The 18962-nt window shown below is 44.7% G+C and carries 17 protein-coding genes and 1 riboswitch; of the genes, 13 read left to right on the top strand and 4 right to left on the bottom strand.

Annotation, left to right across the window (positions count from 1 at the left end):
- Nucleotides 1–35: 35 nt before the first annotated feature.
- On the bottom strand, nt 36–752 hold the full coding sequence (locus tag ACXABW_RS17695; RefSeq protein WP_252031116.1) for a TetR/AcrR family transcriptional regulator: 717 nt from the start codon (nt 750–752) through the stop codon (nt 36–38).
- A 152-nt stretch (nt 753–904) separates the two neighbouring features.
- Here ACXABW_RS17695 and ACXABW_RS17690 point away from each other — a divergent pair, with 152 nt between their 5' ends.
- The 7 genes from ACXABW_RS17690 to ACXABW_RS17660 all read left to right on the top strand — a co-directional run bounded on the left by ACXABW_RS17690 (nt 905) and on the right by ACXABW_RS17660 (nt 10910).
- The gene (locus tag ACXABW_RS17690; RefSeq protein ID WP_457526612.1) at nt 905–1978 is read left to right on the top strand and encodes an efflux RND transporter periplasmic adaptor subunit; all 1074 of its coding nucleotides are present in this window, start codon (nt 905–907) and stop codon (nt 1976–1978) included.
- Nucleotides 1979–3052: an efflux RND transporter periplasmic adaptor subunit gene (locus tag ACXABW_RS17685; protein WP_457526610.1), complete on the top strand. Its 1074-nt coding sequence runs from the start codon at nt 1979–1981 to the stop codon at nt 3050–3052.
- A complete protein-coding gene (locus tag ACXABW_RS17680; protein WP_457526608.1) occupies nt 3049–6111 on the top strand; it encodes an efflux RND transporter permease subunit in 3063 nt (1020 codons plus the stop codon). The genes ACXABW_RS17685 and ACXABW_RS17680 overlap by 4 nt, the downstream gene beginning before the upstream one ends.
- Before the next feature lie 593 nt (nt 6112–6704).
- Complete coding sequence (locus ACXABW_RS17675) at nt 6705–7445, top strand: SDR family oxidoreductase (protein ID WP_457526606.1); 741 nt, start codon at nt 6705–6707, stop codon at nt 7443–7445.
- A gap of 13 nt (nt 7446–7458) precedes the next feature.
- Nucleotides 7459–8664 carry an acetyl-CoA C-acetyltransferase gene (locus ACXABW_RS17670; protein ID WP_252031102.1) on the top strand — a complete coding sequence of 402 codons (1206 nt, stop codon included), beginning with the start codon at nt 7459–7461 and terminating at the stop codon, nt 8662–8664.
- 40 nt (nt 8665–8704) lie between these two features.
- Nucleotides 8705–9052, top strand: a complete 348-nt coding sequence (locus ACXABW_RS17665; RefSeq protein WP_252031100.1) for a phasin family protein — start codon at nt 8705–8707, stop codon at nt 9050–9052.
- 61 nt (nt 9053–9113) lie between these two features.
- On the top strand, nt 9114–10910 hold the full coding sequence (locus tag ACXABW_RS17660; RefSeq protein WP_457526603.1) for a class I poly(R)-hydroxyalkanoic acid synthase: 1797 nt from the start codon (nt 9114–9116) through the stop codon (nt 10908–10910).
- A gap of 68 nt (nt 10911–10978) precedes the next feature.
- Here ACXABW_RS17660 and ACXABW_RS17655 read toward each other — a convergent pair whose 3' ends face one another.
- Entirely contained in the window at nt 10979–11464 is a 486-nt protein-coding gene (locus tag ACXABW_RS17655; protein ID WP_457526601.1) for a hypothetical protein, read from the bottom strand.
- Nucleotides 11455–12273, bottom strand: a complete 819-nt coding sequence (locus tag ACXABW_RS17650) for a winged helix-turn-helix domain-containing protein (RefSeq protein WP_457526599.1) — start codon at nt 12271–12273, stop codon at nt 11455–11457. Before ACXABW_RS17650 ends, ACXABW_RS17655 begins: the two co-directional genes overlap by 10 nt.
- Nucleotides 12274–12560: 287 nt before the next feature.
- Between ACXABW_RS17650 and ACXABW_RS17645 the strand changes: the two genes are divergently transcribed.
- Both ACXABW_RS17645 and ACXABW_RS17640 read left to right on the top strand, forming a co-directional pair.
- The gene (locus ACXABW_RS17645) at nt 12561–13145 is read left to right on the top strand and encodes an outer membrane beta-barrel protein (protein WP_457526597.1); all 585 of its coding nucleotides are present in this window, start codon (nt 12561–12563) and stop codon (nt 13143–13145) included.
- Nucleotides 13146–13306: 161 nt separating this feature from the next.
- Nucleotides 13307–14476, top strand: a complete 1170-nt coding sequence (locus tag ACXABW_RS17640) for an MFS transporter (RefSeq protein ID WP_457526595.1) — start codon at nt 13307–13309, stop codon at nt 14474–14476.
- 67 nt (nt 14477–14543) lie between these two features.
- Here ACXABW_RS17640 and ACXABW_RS17635 read toward each other — a convergent pair whose 3' ends face one another.
- Nucleotides 14544–15182 (bottom strand): NAD(P)-dependent oxidoreductase, encoded by a 639-nt coding sequence (locus tag ACXABW_RS17635; RefSeq protein WP_457526593.1) that lies wholly within the window; start codon nt 15180–15182, stop codon nt 14544–14546.
- 124 nt (nt 15183–15306) lie between these two features.
- Here ACXABW_RS17635 and ACXABW_RS17630 point away from each other — a divergent pair, with 124 nt between their 5' ends.
- The 4 genes from ACXABW_RS17630 (at nt 15307) to ACXABW_RS17615 (ending at nt 18941) form a co-directional block, all read left to right on the top strand.
- Nucleotides 15307–16197, top strand: a complete 891-nt coding sequence (locus ACXABW_RS17630; RefSeq protein ID WP_457526591.1) for a LysR family transcriptional regulator — start codon at nt 15307–15309, stop codon at nt 16195–16197.
- A gap of 105 nt (nt 16198–16302) precedes the next feature.
- A riboswitch (TPP riboswitch) is annotated at nt 16303–16401 on the top strand.
- A 63-nt stretch (nt 16402–16464) separates the two neighbouring features.
- On the top strand, nt 16465–17307 hold the full coding sequence (gene thiD, locus ACXABW_RS17625; protein ID WP_457526589.1) for a bifunctional hydroxymethylpyrimidine kinase/phosphomethylpyrimidine kinase: 843 nt from the start codon (nt 16465–16467) through the stop codon (nt 17305–17307).
- 70 nt (nt 17308–17377) lie between these two features.
- Nucleotides 17378–18151 (top strand): ABC transporter ATP-binding protein, encoded by a 774-nt coding sequence (locus tag ACXABW_RS17620; protein ID WP_457527222.1) that lies wholly within the window; start codon nt 17378–17380, stop codon nt 18149–18151.
- Nucleotides 18144–18941: an ABC transporter permease gene (locus ACXABW_RS17615; protein ID WP_457526587.1), complete on the top strand. Its 798-nt coding sequence runs from the start codon at nt 18144–18146 to the stop codon at nt 18939–18941. The genes ACXABW_RS17620 and ACXABW_RS17615 overlap by 8 nt, the downstream gene beginning before the upstream one ends.
- Nucleotides 18942–18962: the final 21 nt, after the last annotated feature.

The following is an 18962-nucleotide window of genomic DNA, read 5'->3' as shown; positions in this document are numbered from 1 at the left end:
AAATAAAAACGCCTCCAATTAGGAGGCGTTTTTTATTATTCTGATTTGAATTCACATGGTACATCGTAAATTAAGTCTGCAACAGAAGCGGGCTTCACCTGCTGAGATTCGGTAATGCCAAATCGGCAAATCATCATCTGATTAAACATATCCCAGTGTTTGAGCAGGCATTGGTCGTAATCGGTTGTTTCGTCCGACCATGTCTGTTTCAAGAACGGACTCATGCTTGCTGCGCCATGAGCGAACATGATCATCTGCCATTTGATTTCCCAGATTTTAACGGGCGTCTCTGGGTGCTTTTCATTGTACTCATCAGCGATGGCAAAAACGATTTTCTGCAGCTCTCCTGAGCGGTCGATAAAGTAATCGAACAGTGCGTCTTCTTGCCTTACAGCATCAGCAATGAGCTGGATCGGTTGCTTAGCAATCAGCATGTGTGCCAGCAAATGAACGACGAAGAAGTAGAGCTTCTCATTGGCATTCGCTGACTTCGGCATGTGCTCAATGATGGTACCCATATATTTCTCCATGTACTCATGGAGGCCGTCACTGATGGCATACCAAATCTTGTCTTTGCTGCCAAAATGGTGGCGAATCAAGCTGTGTGATACTCCCGCCTTTTCACTAATATTTCGTAAAGAGACGCGTTCGTACCCCAGTTCGCAAAATAACTCGGCTGCCACGCACATGATATCGCATTTTGTTTTTTCAGCATCCTGTGCGCTTCTACGCCCTTGTTTTCTTTCAGTCATTTCTATTGCCCCTGTTCGAACGCTCTATTTTTACCAGATCTCGTCCGATTTTTCACGGTAAAAAATATTGTCCAAGTGGAAAATATATATTGATCTTGTGAGTGCGGTAATTATACTGCACAGGTGTGCAATAACAACAATCGAGAACAATTATGCTCAGCTTAAACTCAAAATCAATACCCGGACGATTGCTCACAGTGGCTGCTTTCAGCCTTGTTTTGGCTGGGTGTAATAAAGCGAATTCAGAAATGACAAACCCGGTCATCAAGCCCGTCAAACTGGTCGAAGTACCGGATCTTCAGGCGCAGCAATTAGATAGTTTTATCGCCAAGATAGATGCGACCGAAAGAGCGGCGTTGTCATTTCAGGTACCAGGTGAAATAGAAACAATAGAAGTTCAAATGGGAGAGCCTGTCAGCAAAGGCATGGTTCTCGCGAAACTTGATCCAACAGATTACCAATTAGCCGTTGATGCTAGACAAGCGGAATACGATTTGGCGGAAACGCAGTTGAAGCGTGCACAACAGTTGATGAAGAAAAAACTGATCAGTCGCGACAGTTTCGACCAAGCGGAAACCAGTTACAAAGCTGCAAAAGTGGCGTTGCACCAAGCTAAAACAGATCTTCAGTACACGGTAATTACCGCACCGTTTGATGGAGTGGTGTCTTTGTCATTTGCGAAAGCTCATGAAGTGGTTGCAGCTAATCAGCCTGTTCTAAACGTAATTGATAATTCAGTAATGGATGTGACTTTTACCATTCCAGTGAGCTACACCGAGATTTATGGTCTGGATATGATTCGCAATGGTCAGCTTTCTGTATCTATGGACAGCCATCGCCAATATGTCATACCAGCTCAGTTTAAAGAAGTGTCGACCCAACCTGATATGGACACCAATAGCTATACCGCGAGCGTCACGATTCAAAGGCCTGAAGAACTGAACTTACTCTCAGGAATGAGTGGACAGGTAAAACTCGTTAATACCCAAGAACCGAATCACTACCGTCTGGCTGACAGTGCTTGGGTAGAAAAACAGGTGCAATCGGGCGTAGTGATGCGCTTTGACCCACAAACTCAGTTAGTTAACCGCGTAGAGGTAGCGATAGACGAGCATGGCAATGTGGTTTCAGGCATTGAGAAGGGTGATTTGTTAGTGGAAGCCGGTGTGGCCAACCTAATGGATGGTCAGCAAGTGAAAGCATGGACGAGAGAAGCGGGTATCTAAATGAAACGCAAAGTAATTTCTAAGCTAGCTTTGGCTGGACTGGCCGTGGTTACACTGACTTCAATTCAAGGCTGTGAACAACAGACTGAACATCGTCCGCGCCCCGAATTGCAAGTAAACACCGTCACACTGACGCAGCCTATTGTTAGCCAGTACCGAAGCTTCAACGGTCAAGTTGTGCCAGCTGAGCTTACCCCTCTCTCTTTTCGCTTGGACGGTGAGATTTCAGGTATCTTGGTGCAAGAAGGGGATCGAGTAAAGAAAGGTGAAGTGGTTGCCATTCTTGATGATTCTAAGCAAAAACAAACCTTGTTTGATGCACAGGCGAAAATGGAATTGGCGTTAAAGCAGTTCCAGCGCGGCAAAGATTTATTCAGCAACAAGATGATTTCCAAAGCGGAGCATGACGAGTTAACCGCTAACTTTAAGCTGGCACAGGCTAATCTTGGCTTGGCTAAATCTCAAATCGAATACACTCGCTTGCGTTCTCCGGCCGCTGGCACGGTAGCTGGTGTCGATAAGAAGCGGTTTGAGAACACCTCTCCGGGTGAAAGTGTATTGAGCATTTATCAAGATGACCAAGTGTATGTCCGCATCAGTTTGTCGGATTCGGTGATTGCGATGCTTAACCCAAATCGTAACGCAAAGAAATACCAACCAAGTGCGACGTTTTCTGGTCATGAGGGGAGTTACACATTGAACTACCTGGAACACACTAGTGAGTTGCACCCTCAGAGCCAAACTTATGAATTCTGGCTTTCAATGCCACAAGTAGATCCAGAGATACTGCCGGGCACCAGTGTGAATGTCACAGTGGATATGGTGGCAGCGGGTTTGAGCACGGTGCAAGGCTTTGAGGTGCCAATGACGGCGATCGACAGTGGTCTTGTAAGAAAAGAGTTTTTCGTATGGAAGCTACAAGATGGCGTTGCAACGCGTGCGCCGGTTGAGGTTGAACAGATTAATAGTGAAGGTGCAGTTGTCGCATCTGGCGTTCAGAGCGGAGATGTACTGATCAACTCAAACTTGCGTAAGTTACGCGAAGGTATGGCTGTTCAAGGAGCGCAACAATGAGCATTGCTGAATACTCAATAAAGAACAAGGTCATTAGTTGGCTTTTCCTTGTGATCCTTGCGGTTGGTGGTGTTACATCCTTTATGGATTTAGGGCGCCTCGAAGACCCAGCGTTTACGATTAAAGATGCAATGATCATATCCACCTATCCAGGTGCGACGTCTCAGGAAGTAGAAGAAGAGCTTACCTATCCGTTGGAAAAGGAAATTCGGAAACTCCCTTATATCGATAAAATTACCTCGACGTCTTCCAACGGCATGTCTCAGATTATGGTCAGCATGCAGATGGAATATGGCCCGGATGAACTACCGCAAATTTGGGACGAAATGCGTCGTAAGATTAACGATTTATCACCAACGCTGCCTAGTGGGGTGAATTCGGTCCAAATCATCGATGACTTCGGTGATGTGTACGGCATCATGATTATGCTCACGGGCGATGGCTTTGATTATATCGAGCTAAAACGTTATGCCGATCATCTTACTCGAGAGTTGGAGCTGGTCGACGGTGTAGGCAAAGTTGCGATTGCGGGAGACCAACAAGAGCAGTTATTTGTTGAAATCTCGCTGGAAAGACTTGCTGCATTTAACCTCGATATGAATACCGTCGTTGGATTGTTGAGTCAGCAGAACAGTGTTCAAGCGGCTGGCGAAGTGATGGTGAATGGCCAAGCCCTCACGATTAGACCTAACGGCACATTAACGTCGGTAGAAGAGCTTGAAGATCTCGTCATTCATGGCCGAGACACGGGCAATTTAATTCGCTTGAAAGATGTGGCGGACGTAACGCGTGGTATTCAAGAAAAGCCTTCTAACCTAATCACTTACAACGGCAAACCGGCAATCAACCTTGCAATCTCATTTAATGCTGGTGTTAACGTTGTTGAGGTGGGTAAAGCGCTTGAACAAGAGTTAGCTGCACTTGAAAGTATCAAACCGGCGGGTGTGGAGCTTAACTACTTCTATAACCAGTCAGCGGAAGTGGATAAATCAGTGCAAGATTTCGTTGTCAGCTTAGGCCAAGCGGTGGCAATCGTAATTATTGTTCTTCTGTTTGCGATGGGGTTACGCAGCGGCATCATCATTGGTGCAGTACTTCTGTTAACGGTATTTGGTACCTTTATTCTAATGAGTTACAACGATGTGGAATTACATCGTATTTCATTAGGGGCATTGATTATCGCGCTAGGTATGTTGGTCGACAACGCCATCGTCGTGGTAGAAGGTATTCTTGTCGGCTTAAAGCAGGGTAAGAGTAAACTACAAGCCTCGGTTGATATTGTTAAACAGACTCAGTGGCCGTTGCTTGGTGCGACAATCATTGCGATCACGGCGTTTGCTCCGATTGGTTTATCGCAGGACGCAACAGGCGAGTTTATGGAGTCCTTGTTCTGGGTTCTTTGCTACTCCTTGTTCTTGAGCTGGATTACGGCACTCACTTTAACGCCATTCTTAGCTAACTTGCTGCTAAAAGAAGACAACTCGGATAGTGCACAGGAAGATGTTGACCCTTACAAAGGTGTTTTGTTTACGGTGTTCGGTACGCTACTTCGCTTTGCAATGCGCTTCAGGTGGTTAACGGTCGCGAGTATGGTCGCGTTACTTGTCGCTGCTGTTATTGGGTTTGGTTCAGTTAAGCAGTCTTTCTTCCCAGCATCTAATACACCAATGTTCTATGTAGACATGTGGATGCCGGAAGGTACTGATATACGCGAAACAGCTAAGCAAGCTAACGAAGTAGAAAGCTATATTCGTAGCAAAGATAACGTTGAGTTTGTTACCACAACCACGGGGCAGGGCTTACAACGTTTTGCGTTAACGTATCAGCCAGAGAAAAGCTACGAAGCGTACACGCAGCTGCAAGTTCGCGCGACTGATCGTGATGCGATGTTTGAATTGTTGGCAAAGTTGGACGAGCAACTTCCAGTTAAGTTCAATCAACCAACGTTCCAGTTCAAGTTGATCGAATTTGGTCCGTCACCGGCCTCTAAAATAGAAGCGCGTATTTCGGGGCCAGATCCACAAGTTTTGCGTAATATCGCTCAGCAAGTGGAAGATGTCTTCCTCGCAGACCCTGGTGCCCGCAATGTTCGCCATGACTGGCGTGAGCGAACCAAAGAGCTCGTCCCGCTATTTAATGAATCTAAAGCAAGACGTTTAGGGATCTCAAAGCAAGAGTTGTCTGAAACCCTACAAATGGCGTTTGGCGGCAGTGCGATTGGTCTGCTGCGTGATGGTACTCACATGCTGCCGATTATTGCGCGCTTGCCGGAGAACGAACGTGTTGATTTTGAATCGTTAGCTAACGTTAAGATTTGGAGCCCATCACTTCAGACGTATATTCCTGTCGAACAAGTAATCGATGGAGTGACATTGGAGTGGCAAGAACCGCTGATTCAGCGTCGAGATAGAAAACGTACATTAACAGTACTGGCAGACCATGATGTTCTAGGTGATGAAACACCAGCAAGTTTGTTTGCACGTGTTCAGCCTAAAGTTGAAGCTCTGCACCTTCCCGCTGGTTACTCGATTTCTTGGGGGGGAGAATACGAATCATCGAAAGATGCACAGGAGTCGTTATTTGGTTCATTACCAATGGGGTACTTGTTGATGTTCATCATCACGATGTTGCTGTTTAACTCAGTGAGAAAACCACTGGTTATCTGGTTTACCGTCCCTCTAAGCATCATCGGTGTTTCAATTGGTTTATTAAGTAGCAACATGCCATTTAGTTTTACCGCTTTTCTTGGCTTATTAAGTTTAAGTGGGATGATTTTAAAAAATGGCATTGTACTACTCGACCAAATCAATATTGAATTGGAATCAGGCAAAGACCCGTATTTAGCAGTACTAGATAGTGCAATCAGCCGTGTTAGGCCGGTAAGTATGGCGGCGTTAACCACGATATTAGGCATGATTCCGCTCGTATTTGATGCTTTCTTTGGCTCAATGGCAATAACAATAATGGCAGGCTTAGGCTTTGCTACGGTGCTGACGCTAATTGTCGTACCTGTATTGTTCGTCATTTTCTATCGAATCAAACCATCCACTGCCGGATAAATCACGGAAAGATTAACGATTCGTTTGCCAGCCCTAACTTCGGTTAGGGCTTTTTTATATATTTGTCATTAATGGTCTTTGTTAAAGTCTAACTATTCGCTGTTTTAAGCATAAAATTATTAACCTAGTGATATATATTAAATATCACTAGGTTAATAATAACCATTCATCATTAGGAGCACCAAAATAGGGCTGTTATATCTAACAATAATTACAAGAGTGATACATTTTGGTGCAATTATAATGAATGGGTGAATACTCTATGTAACAAGTGTTTGATTGGATCTATTTTCTTAATATACAGTAACTTATGAATTATTGATAATGTTCAATAATAAGGAATAATTTAGTTAAAACAGAGAGTTATAATAGGTTTAACAACTATATAACATTTCATCCCTTATGGGATCATCCTCAACTTTACGAATATAAAACGAAATAGTATTTGAAATGTAACATTTAGGCTTTAATTTAAATAACAACAAGTTCTTAGTTTTTATACTGAGAATAATACTAATAATGTCAGTTGGTGCTTATTTGGCGGCACCACTCAGATGCACTTATTTTATTGCTGTTAAGAATGGAGTCTCTTAATGAAAAAAGTCGCTTTGATCACTGGATCAAAAGGCGGAATTGGTTCTGCTATTTCAACTCAACTCGTCAACGATGGTTATCGTGTGATTGCTACTTATTTTACCGGTAATTATCAGTGTGCGCTGGATTGGTTTAATGAAAAGCAGTTTACTCAAGACCAAGTACGCTTGTTCGAATTGGATGTAACCAATACAGAAGAATGTGCACAACGTTTAGCCCAACTTCTTGAAGAAGAAGGCACGGTGGATACGATCGTTAATAATGCGGGTATCACTCGCGACGGTCTATTTAAAAAGATGACGGCTAGTGCATGGAAAGATGTCATCGAGACTAACCTCAATAGTGTGTTTAATGTGACTCAACCTTTATTCGCAGCAATGTGTGAAAAAGGTGGTGGTCGCGTTATCAACATCTCATCGGTAAATGGACTGAAAGGCCAATTTGGTCAAGCAAACTACTCAGCGGCGAAAGCTGGCATGATTGGTTTCTCCAAGGCTTTGGCTGCAGAAGGGGCACGCGCAGGTGTCACCGTTAATGTAGTTGCTCCTGGCTACACAGCGACTCCAATGGTAGAGCAAATGAAACCTGAAGTGCTTGAATCCATCAAAGCTCAAATCCCTATGAAACGCTTAGCGACACCTGAAGAAATTGCCAAAGCGGTGAGTTTCTTGGCTAGCGAAGACGGCGCGTACATCACTGGCGAAACACTGTCGGTGAACGGCGGCCTATACATGCATTAAGAGGGTGAGAGCTATGGAAAAAGTATTTATTGTTGCAGCAAAACGAACGCCTATTGGTGCTTTCGGTGGAACACTGAAAGATATGTCGGCAGGTAATTTAGCGTCTGTTGCCATTAAAGGGGCCTTGGCGTCTGGAAATGTAAATCCAGAGATTGTGGATGAAGTCATTGTTGGCCATGTTGTGAGTGCAGGCCAAGGAATGGGAGTAGGTCGTCAGGCTTCATTGTACGCGGGCATTCCAGAATCAGTGCCAGCATACAGCCTAAATATGGTCTGTGGCAGCGGAATGAAAACCGTAATGGATGCGGCTTCCCATATTAAAAGCGGCGATGCAGACATCGTTGTCGCAGCGGGTGTTGAAGTGATGTCGCAAATTCCATTCACGGTACCAGCTAGCATTCGCGACGGCCACAAAATGGGCAACATGGGGCTGACTGACTTACTCGTGTCAGATGGTCTAACGGATGTTTACAACCAATACCACATGGGTGTAACGGCCGAAAACGTCGCCAAAGAGGTGAATATTTCACGTCAGCAGCAAGACGAATACGCACTGGGTAGCCAAATGAAAGCGGTTGCCGCGATTGAAGCAGGCAAGTTTCAGGATGAAATTGTTGCCGTTGATGTCAAACAGCGTCGTGAAACAATCGTGTTTGATACGGATGAGTATCCAAAGTCTTCTGCAACATTAAGTGGTCTAGAAAAACTGCGTCCAGCCTTTGACCGCGAAGGCTCTGTAACGGCGGGGAATGCTTCAGGCATTAACGATGGAGCGAGCGCAATAATTCTAGCATCTGAAAGCGCAGTTAAGCTACATGGGTTAACGCCTATCGCTGAAATCGAGAGTTACGCTCAATCGGGGTTAGATCCAAAAGTGATGGGGTTAGGCCCGGTAGAAGCGGTAACAAAAGCGCTAGCTAAGGCTGAGTTAACTACAGCGGATATGGATCTTTACGAGCTTAATGAAGCTTTTGCTGCTCAGGCACTCGGCGTGATTCATAAGCTCGCGGAAGAGCACGAAGTATCGGTTTCATCCATTTTGGATAAAGCCAATGTTAATGGTGGTGCAATTGCACTTGGGCATCCTCTAGGTGCTTCAGGAAATCGCATCTTAGTCACTCTTATTCATGAATTAACCCGACGTAACGGCCAATATGGCGTCGCTTCACTGTGTGTAGGTGGCGGTATGGGTACGGCAGTTGTCGTCAAATTAGTTTAATCATCAATGGAATTTCCAGAAATTTATTAGGAGCAACACTATGTACACTGATTTCTTCAAAACTTTCACAGACCAAACTGAACAGAACCTACAGCCTTACCTAAAATTCAACAAGCTTGTGACCAAGAATGTTGAAGTCCTAACTGAGCTGCAACTTAACGCAATTCGCACTTACAGCGAAATGGGTTTAACTCAGATGAAAGCGGCTAGCGAAATTAAAGATGTGACATCTTTAACTGCGTTTAACAGCCAGCAACTATCTGTTCTTACAAAGCTTTCTCAGCAAATGATGGACGACAGCAACAAGCTACAAGCTATCGCAAAAGAGTTTAAAGAAGACGTAGATTCTCTTACTTCGGAAAACCTTAAGACTGTGACTCCTGCATAAGCACAGTATCCGCTTGCCGCCTTTCTAAGGCGGCTTTTTTCCGAATACAGGAGTATAAATTATGTTTCAGCACTTCTTTTCGGACTACCTTGTAAAGCTCCAAGAAACCAATCAACAGTGGTGGCACGATCTTGAATTCAGCAAGGCAGCCGTTAACTCTCCTCTAAATAAAGCGATGCAAGAAGTGAACTTTGAAGATACAGCAAAGCTCTTCGAACAAGCTGCCAATCAGCCCGCTGCGCTTTTAAAGCTGCAAACACAGTGGTGGGAACAACAGCTTCAAATCTGGCAAAACGTCGCATTAGCAGGGAATACCGAGAGTTTAATTGAAGCTGAAAAAGGCGATAAGCGTTTCAGTGACGACGCATGGAAATCCGATGCGTTTTATAACTTTATTAAACAATCTTACCTTTTATTCAGTAAAACTTACCTAGACACCATCAATAGCATTGAAGGGCTAGACGAAAAAACGAAGGAACGCCTTTCGTTTTTCTCACGTCAAGCGATCAACGCTATGTCGCCAAGCAATTTTATTGCGACTAACCCAGAGCTACTTAAGCTGACGTTAGAGCAAAATGGCGAGAACCTGTTATCGGGTTTGGAACAGCTAAAAGAAGACGTAGAGTCAAGCGCGGACATTCTTAAAATTCGCATGACGAACAATAATGCTTTCCGTGTAGGCGAGGATGTCGCAAACACAGGTGGTGATGTTGTGTTTAAGAACGAGCTTTTTGAGCTGATTCAATACAAGCCACTCACAGAAAAAGTCAATTCAACGCCACTATTAATTGTTCCTCCTTTCATTAACAAGTACTACATCTTGGACTTGCGTGAAAAGAATTCGATGGTGCGCTGGCTGCTTGAGCAAGGGCATAGTGTCTTCATGATGTCTTGGCGCAATCCGGGTAAAGAACAGGCGCAGGTTGAGTTTGGCGATTATGTCACAGAGGGCGTTGTTAAAGCAGTGTCAGCTATCGAAGACATTACTGGCCAAGAGCAAATCAATGCCGCTGGTTATTGTATCGGTGGTACGGTATTGGCATCAACGGTGGCTTATTACGCTGCTAAACGTATGAAGAAGCGCATTAAGTCTGCGACTTTCTTTACTACGTTACTTGATTTCTCCCAGCCAGGAGAAGTTGGGGCTTACGTAAATGACACTATCGTTAGTGCTATTGAAATGCAGAACAATGCCAAAGGTTATATGGATGGACGCTCATTGAGTGTGACATTCAGTTTGTTACGTGAGAACAGTCTGTACTGGAATTACTACGTCGACAACTACCTCAAAGGCAACAGCCCAGTTGATTTTGATTTACTGTACTGGAATAGCGATAGCACCAATGTCGTCGCTAAGTGCCACAACTTCTTGCTTCGAGAGCTTTACTTAGAGAACAAGCTTGTGCAAGACAAAGGCGTTAAAATCGGTGGTGTATGGATTGATCTAAACAAGATTAAAATCCCAAGCTATTTTGTGTCGACCAAAGAAGACCACATCGCTCTTTGGCAAGGTACCTATCGCGGAGCGTTAAAGTCAGGTGGAAACAAGACGTTTGTACTTGGCGAGTCTGGCCACATCGCAGGCATTGTGAATCATCCAGCCAAAAACAAATATGGCTACTGGTTGAATGATAACCTCGATGATTCTGCTGAAGAATGGCTAGCGAATGCAAGTCACAAAGAAGGATCTTGGTGGACACACTGGCATCAATGGCTACTGAGTTTCAATGCTGAGGAACAAGTAGAGCCGTTTACTCAAGGCTCTGAGCAGTTCCCAATTATTGGCCCTGCACCGGGGAACTACGTTAAGCAGGTATTGCCAGTAAAGGTAAGTGTACCTGAAGAAACGACAAGCTAGCTTAAAGTCGTAGATAAAAAGAGCCCAGCGAACCGCTGGGTTCTTTTTTAATCAAATGACAAGAGTCATCACGGCTGAGATGAATAACATAAATAATTAAGGTTCTCTGCGTGGTCAGCACTATAAATGTATAACTGTTTGTTCTTGATGTAATAATTGTAGTTAATGCTATAGCCTTTTAAAGACTCGATATCATTGACGAAAAAGCGAGCATTTTCTGGCTTTTCACTCCAACGGATACGTTCGAATGTGATCGCGAGGTTGTTATCCTTTTGTACGTACTCAGCATCTATCCCAAACTCGTACGCCTGTGAGCTTTCAGATGTTTTTTGCACCTCACCTTCTTGGAATATGGTTAAGCTTTTGTCAGAAGCAAAATGCAAAATCAAATGTTCGGTGATCTGAAAATAATCGTCAAACGCCTTAGAGGTAAAACCTCGTTCGACATTACGACAACTCCAGTGACTCCCCGATAAAGAGGGCGGTGTCATAGCAGAGTACAGTGCGATCAAAGCAAGGAAACAAAGCGCTAATAAGGCATTAACTATTCGCACAATTGAGCCTCTTGCCGAATGATGTTGGCTAAAGATGCTTCTATTGAATCTTGATTAAGTGAGAATAGTGAGACGGTACTATTCTTATGCCCTAACTTTTGTTGCAGGAATACTTGCATTGCTGGCTCATCTACATTGTAGATGGACTCGTAGACTCTTAGATAAACGTTCATTTTGCAGTCGGCAGGCAGTTGTGACTTCAGCTTATCTCGGAAGTTGTCATAGTCAGAAATTAGCCCGTAGTTGTCTGAAACCAATATGCTGGTTTCATCTACTTGCAGTTCTTTGAATTGAACGTCTTCTAAAAAGGTGCTTTGAGAAGTCATTAATAGCTTAGTTGCTAAAAGGGTGATTGCGGCGCATAGCACGAGTGTTGTCCATTTACTCGCTGTCCATGTACGCAATGGAAAAGTGAGTTTGGTTGCCAAATTAGAATTAGGTTTGGACCTCAACGGTTGCTTAGGCTTTTCTGAATCTTCAGAAAGTGATGTATCGGCTTTATCTGCCGGAATATCCAGTAAGTAGCCTACTTTGGTGATCGTTTTAACTTCCACACCGACAGCTTGCAGTTTGTCCAAACAGCTTCTAATCCCAGAAATTACATTAGTTAAAGCCTGATCGGTGACGTAAGAACCATCCCAGCATTGGCTGAATAGCATATCTCTCGAAACGGGCTTACCACGGTTTTCATACAGAAGCATGAGAACTTGGAATGGCAATGGGCGTAGGACTACAGTGTCACCTCTCATGTTATGCAATGCACGAGAAGTACAATCTACTTTCAAATTGGAAAAACGAATATCGTCCATTGCAACTACGCGATCACTAAGTTTGTCTGATCTCAGATACGAGATGTATAAGTGTAAATAATTGTGACGATCATAACAGACAATGTTGCCAAATCAATTTTTCATTGTTTTGTTTCACTGCCGTTTTGTTATCAAGCAGTTATAGATTTCATTATGTGGTGAATTTATAACTTTTTATGTTTATGTACCGTTGTTTGAAAATGGTGTGGTGATTGTTTGTTCTTTTGTGAACCGAGTCGTTAGTGTGCTGCCTCTTTTGGCAACTCATACAAACGAGAAGTTTAATCATGAAAAAAACACTATTGATATGCACACTTTTGACATCTGCATTTTCTTGTTCAACTTACGCCAGCGATATTAGCGGCTTTTATTTAGGTGGTGGTATTGGTACTTCGGGGTTTGACGGAGGATCTACAGCTGACAACGAGCATGATGTGACGATGAAGACTGATGGACCAGCTCTAAAGTTGATAGGAGGTTACGCGTTTAACCGAATCGTCGCTACTGAATTGCAATACACTAAATATGGTGATGTAAAATTAGGATTTTCTGATGCTCCTGATGTCGATGCAGATATCGAATATAGCTCAATTTCTATTGCCGCCAACTTAGGTTATACATTCGATAGTGGGTGGAGGCCATTTGCAACGGTCGGCTTAACAAGAGTTGGCGCTAAAACTGGCGGTCAGGCGGGCGGCTATCGCATTGGATTTGGTGGGGAATATACATCACTTGCACTGAATCACTTGGCACTTAGACTTGGCTATGAGGCAGATGTTTTCAGTGAAGAACAGGGTGGGGATGGCTTCGAAAACTCTAGTGATAATCTGACGTTGTCTTCTTGGTATGTTAGTGCGTCTTATAAATTCTAGTCTCTAGCGCCGCAAATCATTAGCTATTTAAATAACGAGTTAAGCCCAGGCTAAGTGCGCGCTGGACTTAACTTGTTGGTTGCGATACAACAAATCTACTAAGACATGGTTACCGTGTAGCTATGATGCCATCAGATTGAATCGTAACTCGTAGGATCAGGATGAACAGAAACGTATGGATGCTGTCAGTGTGTCAGGCACTGCTGATGACGGGAAATATATTGCTAATTTCCGTAATTGGATTGGTCGGGAAACAGCTTGCTCCGTCAGACAATATGATCACCTTGCCGGTGGCGTTGCAGTTCCTGGGCCTAATGTGCGCGACCATACCGGCTTCGCTGATTATGGGGAAACTAGGGCGCAAGAAAGGCTTTAGTATCGGAAACATTATTGGGATTACTGGCGCAAGCACGGTTGCTTATGCCTTATCCAATCAGCAATTCTACCTGTTTTGTGCAGGCGCTTTTTTACTGGGTATAGGAATCGGTTTTGGTACTTTATATCGTTTTGCAGCGATTGAAGTGTGCAGTGAAGAAGTGCGTCATCGTGCGATTTCAGTTTCTATGGCTGGTGGTGTTTTTGCGGCTTTTCTAGGGCCTAACTTGGCTATTTTATCTGTTGAGTGGTCGTCGGATGGCCTATATACCACGGCATTTCTTGCATTGGTGGTGCTCAATGTTATCGCGTTAGCGATTTTGCAATTCATCCAGTTTCCTCCTGCACCTAAAAAGCACACCCAGCTAAGCTCCGACTCGCTAATGATGATCGCTAAGCAGCCTAACTTTCTCATCGCCGTATTTGCTGCAATGGTTGCGTACGCGGTAATGAATATACTGATGACAGCGACACCGTTAGCAATGATCGGATGCGGTTTCGATTTTCATAAAGCAGCTGGTGTCATTGAATGGCATGTACTGGGGATGTTTGTCCCAGCATTTTTCACCGGAAAGCTGATTGAGTTGTTTGGTGCTCGTAAGATGATATTGACCGGTGGGTTGCTGTTTGTGCTGTGTGTGATGATTAACATTAATGGACAAAGCATTTGGCATTTCCGTTCGGCACTTGTGCTATTAGGTGTTGGGTGGAACTTCATGTTTATCGCGGCAACCAGTTTGTGTAGTCAATCATACGCGGCACACAATAAACCTAAAGCGCAGGCCTTTAATGAGTTTGTGGTGTTTGGTTGTGTGACCATCACCGCGCTACTTTCTGGCTGGCTGGAAGCGACAGTGGGTTGGGAAAAGCTTAACGTTTACGTATTACCATTTGTCATCGCTGTAATGGTGATATTTAGTGTTAACGTGTACCGTTCTCGTATGGCTGCGCAATAACGTCGCGCCACAATAATAAAGCCACTCTAACCAGTGTAAGGGAGTGGCTTTAGTGTCAGGTTAGTGCTTAGTAGGCAATACCAATTCTTTGGTTTAGATGTTTAGCCGATTCCAATTCATCGACCAAAGCATGAGCATAATCGGTCACCGAAATACGGCTGTTACCTTGCTCGTCCGTAAGTAATTGTTCCCCACCAACTCTATAGTTTCCTTGTTTGTCACCAGGGAAAATCTCAGCCGCTGGACTAATATAAGTCCACGTTGTTGGTCCCTGATATTGGCGGAATACTTTCAGTGCTTCGCCTTGAGCGATGGCTTCTGGTTTGTACTCTTCAGGAAACTCTGGAATCGTCACTAATGGTGTGTTTGGAGCGACTTCCAGTGAACCGGCACCGCCAACCCAGACTATGCGTTGTGTCTTTGTTTCTGCAAGTGAGGCAAGCAGTCGGTTTGCCGATTTAGCCACGATTCCATGGTTGTTCGCTGCACGTCCGCCAATGGATACGACTAGTGTGTCTACATCAGTGAGAGCCTGCTCAAGATCAAAATCTTCAGATTCAATATCAAGTGTGCGAACTACGTTTGATAAGCCGTCAACCTTGCTCTTATCTCTAACTAGTGAGATGACGTTGTGACCACGTGAAGCCGCCTCTTTTACGATCTCACCACCAATCCATCCAGTTGCGCCTAATACTGCAATGTTCATAACGTCGTTCTCCATGTGTTGTTGTGTTTTGACGATGGAGAAAGTTTATTGGTTAAGTTATTTGCAATAAATATCAAAAATAGATGTATATTGTATCTTAATGGTTATCTAATTAGGGTGAGAAATGGATAGGTTGATCGCCATGCGTAGCTTTGTTGAGGTAGCAAACTGCGCCAGTTTTACCAAAGCAGCAGAGAACCTCGATCTAAGTCGATTGCAGGTGTCTCGTCATGTCCAAGAGATTGAAACTTGGTTAAAACAGCGCCTGCTGCATAGGACCACAAGAAAGGTCAGCTTAACCTCGGTTGGCGAGCAAGCTCTGCGACACTGCGAGAGCATATTGAACGAAGTTGCAGAGCTCGAAGTAAAAGCGCTGAGTCATTCCGACCGTTTAGAGGGGAAGATCCGCATTTCAGCGCCAATCGGTCTCGCGCAAACCATGTTGCTGGATGTGATTTCCGAATTCACTGAACGACACCCTGACGTGATTATTGAAGTGGTTGCCAGCGATCAGTTTTCTCAGCTTGTTGAAGAAAGGCTAGATATTGCACTGCGCTATACCGCTGAACCTGATGACACTCTTATTGCACGTCGGCTTATGCATGTCGACTCCATCGTATGTGCATCACCACAATACCTGCAATTACAGGGTGAACCAACTCAGCTCCAAGATCTCGAAGCTCATAACTGTTTTGGTCATTTAGGTGCAACACATTGGGACTTCGTAAAAGACAACCAGCCAGTCAGTGTGAAAGTACAGGGTAATTTGTTTGCCAACGATACCATGATGATTTCGTTGGCAGCCCTACGTGGAAAGGGTATCGCTCGTTTACCTTGTGACTTAGCAAATCCGCTAATCGCGCAAGGAAAACTCGTCAGGATTCTACCGGAATACACGTTACAGAGCAGTGCGATTTGGGCCGTGTATCTATCCCGTAGCTATCAATTACCTGTGGTTAGGCAATTCATCGACTTTATCGCCGAGCAATGGAGCCACGACATCCGAGCACAGTAAGTCGATGTAAGTTGGACTTAGCAGGCTTAAGGCAATATTTAATGATTAACTGCTCTTTTATTTGGGTTAAATCATTGCCCTTTGCCGCAAAATTGATATTATCGCGAAACATAGTCGGGGGGCCAAATGGCTGAGATCGCAAAAGCGAGACCCGTTGAACCTGATTCAGTTAACACTGGCGTAGGGAACTATCACTCTTGTCTCACTTGTGGCGATAGCCACGTGATCTAGGGCTAGAAGTTCCTGCACGCTTGCTTAGGAGCTTATATGCCGCACTCTTCATCTAACGATACTGTAAACACACCGATTGTTTTAACCATTGCGGGTTCAGACAGTGGTGGTGGTGCCGGTATTCAAGCTGACATTAAAGCTATCTCAGCAACAGGCAGCTATGCGTGCTCCGCGATCACTGCGATTACAGCGCAGAACACACTTGGCGTATCCGCGATCTTTCCAATTCCACTCGAGCACGTAGAGAAGCAGCTCGACGCGGTATTTACCGATCTCAACGTAATCGCTGTAAAAGTTGGCATGCTTGCAGACTCTTCCATCATTAAAGTGGTGGCAGAAAAGATTAAGCAATACTCACCGAAATTCTTAGTGGTAGACCCAGTGATGGTTGCGACGAGTGGAGATCTTCTTTTAGAGCAATCGGCCATCACGACACTAAAAAGTGAGTTACTTCCTTTGGCTGATGTTATTACGCCAAACCTACCGGAAGGTGCAGCGTTAATTGGTTGTGACGTCCCTGAAACTGAGCAAGCAATGACAGATATGATTACGGAGCTACGTAATCTTGGGGCTAAAGCTGTATTGCTAAAAGGTGGTCACCTAGAAAAAGATCAAAACAGTAATGATCTCTTGATTACCGCGAACGAAGTCGAGCAACTATCGGCAAAACGTGTGGAAACACGTAATACTCACGGCACAGGTTGTACTTTATCTTCAGCGATTGCATCGTACCTTGCGCAGGGTAATGACCTTAGCTCAGCGACGGCTTTGGGCAAGAAGTACATCTCTGAAGCCATCGCTCACGCCGATGAGCTGGATATCGGTTCTGGCCATGGGCCGGTTAACCACTTTTATGCAATCCAAGCAGGCAATCGCTAATACCATGTTTGATTCAACGAAGCTTGATTCAACAAAGCAGCCTGCCAGTCACCAGAGTCATTGTGAGGCGATGGAAAACCTAGATGAATGCATCGACATTCGTGGTGGTTACTTGCGCTATCTAGATAACGCGCAACCAACGATCGAAAAACTGACTATGCAGATCCCAGCGAAAAACTGGACCTGCATACTAGGTAAGAGCGGCTGTGGTAAAAGCTCGTTGCTGCGGTATTTAGCCGGTTTGCTCGGCGATAAAGTCGAATGGCGTGGCGCAGTTTCAATCCAAAATCAGCATTCGCTATCGGCAGAAGTGCACTCGCAAATCGCTTACATGGCACAACAGGATTTGTTAATGCCATGGCTGTCGGTGCTAGATAACGTACTACTTAGCAGCCAATTTGGTGAAGCGAGTTCATTATCTAAGGAGCAGCTAACCTCCAAAGCATTAGAATTGCTAGAGCAAGTAGGTTTGCGAGACCACGCTCAGAGCTTGCCACAACAGTTATCGGGCGGTATGCGTCAACGAGCCGCGCTTGCGCGTACCTTAATGCAAGACAAACCGATTGTATTAATGGATGAACCATTTTCTGCGCTTGATGCTGTAACACGCCACCGCTTACAGAATTTGGCGTGTGAACTGTTAAAAGAGAAAACGGTAGTGTTGATCACACACGATCCGCAAGAAGCGATCAGGCTAGCCGGGCAGTTATACATTATGAGTGGCTCTCCAGCGCGGGCGGTATGTTTGGATGTTCCTAAATCTCCGACACCAAGAAAGCTCGATGCCGAATGTGCTCAGATCCAGCAAAGCATCCTAGACAGTTTGGAGCGTGATTATGAGTAGCATGACCCGTGTAACCGCCATTTCAAATAAATTGGAAAAGAAAGAACGAGTTTCTCACCCAGCTCTGCGCGTAGCGATTTCATGTTCTGTGATTGTCGCAATTTGGCAGTTGGTTGTGGTGGTGTTTGATATGCCGTCTTTCATTTTGCCAGCGCCTTTGGATGTGTTTGAACGCCTGATACAGCGCCACGACGTATTGCTAAAGCATACCTGGGTTACCGGGCAAGAAATCGTTCTAGGGCTATTTCTTGGCTTAACCATGGGGATGACATTTGCTCTGCAGATGCTGCTGTTCAAACCGGTAAAACGTTGGCTGTTGCCTATGCTTATTGCCAGCCAAGCGATTCCAGTCTTTGCGATTGCACCTGTGCTGATGCTTTGGTTTGGTTATGGCATCACCTCGAAAGTCGTCATGGCTGCGCTGATTATCTTCTTCCCTGTCACAACTTGTTGCTACGACGGCCTTAGAAATACCCCCGTTGGCTATATCGATCTTGTCAAAACGATGGGGGCGACTCGTTGGCAATTGCTAAGGCGTGTTCAGCTTCCAGCCGCACTACCAACACTGGCGTCTGGTATTCGTGTCGCGGTTGTTATCGCGCCAATTGGTGCCGTTGCAGGTGAGTGGGTTGGCTCGAGTGAAGGTCTTGGGTATTTAATGCTTCAAGCCAATGCTCGCATGATGATCGATGAAATGTTCGCCGCTCTATTTATTCTTTCTGCACTTTCCGTTGCGCTGTACTTCATCGCAGACAAAGGGCTTAAGAAACTCATTCCATGGGAAGCTTGAATCTCCCTCAAGCATATAAAG

Source organism: Vibrio paucivorans, assembly GCF_054053395.1.
The sequence above is the reverse complement of the archived record's forward strand: the minus strand, read 5'-3'. Positions and strand labels throughout refer to the sequence as shown.

Coding starts and splice junctions, on each gene's coding strand:
- ACXABW_RS17695 (WP_252031116.1), bottom strand. CDS start 752: ATGACTGAAAGAAAACAAGGGCGTAGAAGCGCACAGGATGCTGAAAAA.
- ACXABW_RS17690 (WP_457526612.1), top strand. CDS start 905: ATGCTCAGCTTAAACTCAAAATCAATACCCGGACGATTGCTCACAGTG.
- ACXABW_RS17685 (WP_457526610.1), top strand. CDS start 1,979: ATGAAACGCAAAGTAATTTCTAAGCTAGCTTTGGCTGGACTGGCCGTG.
- ACXABW_RS17680 (WP_457526608.1), top strand. CDS start 3,049: ATGAGCATTGCTGAATACTCAATAAAGAACAAGGTCATTAGTTGGCTT.
- ACXABW_RS17675 (WP_457526606.1), top strand. CDS start 6,705: ATGAAAAAAGTCGCTTTGATCACTGGATCAAAAGGCGGAATTGGTTCT.
- ACXABW_RS17670 (WP_252031102.1), top strand. CDS start 7,459: ATGGAAAAAGTATTTATTGTTGCAGCAAAACGAACGCCTATTGGTGCT.
- ACXABW_RS17665 (WP_252031100.1), top strand. CDS start 8,705: ATGTACACTGATTTCTTCAAAACTTTCACAGACCAAACTGAACAGAAC.
- ACXABW_RS17660 (WP_457526603.1), top strand. CDS start 9,114: ATGTTTCAGCACTTCTTTTCGGACTACCTTGTAAAGCTCCAAGAAACC.
- ACXABW_RS17650 (WP_457526599.1), bottom strand. CDS start 12,273: ATGGACGATATTCGTTTTTCCAATTTGAAAGTAGATTGTACTTCTCGT.
- ACXABW_RS17645 (WP_457526597.1), top strand. CDS start 12,561: ATGAAAAAAACACTATTGATATGCACACTTTTGACATCTGCATTTTCT.
- ACXABW_RS17640 (WP_457526595.1), top strand. CDS start 13,307: ATGAACAGAAACGTATGGATGCTGTCAGTGTGTCAGGCACTGCTGATG.
- ACXABW_RS17635 (WP_457526593.1), bottom strand. CDS start 15,182: ATGAACATTGCAGTATTAGGCGCAACTGGATGGATTGGTGGTGAGATC.
- ACXABW_RS17630 (WP_457526591.1), top strand. CDS start 15,307: ATGGATAGGTTGATCGCCATGCGTAGCTTTGTTGAGGTAGCAAACTGC.
- thiD (WP_457526589.1), top strand. CDS start 16,465: ATGCCGCACTCTTCATCTAACGATACTGTAAACACACCGATTGTTTTA.
- ACXABW_RS17620 (WP_457527222.1), top strand. CDS start 17,378: ATGGAAAACCTAGATGAATGCATCGACATTCGTGGTGGTTACTTGCGC.
- ACXABW_RS17615 (WP_457526587.1), top strand. CDS start 18,144: ATGAGTAGCATGACCCGTGTAACCGCCATTTCAAATAAATTGGAAAAG.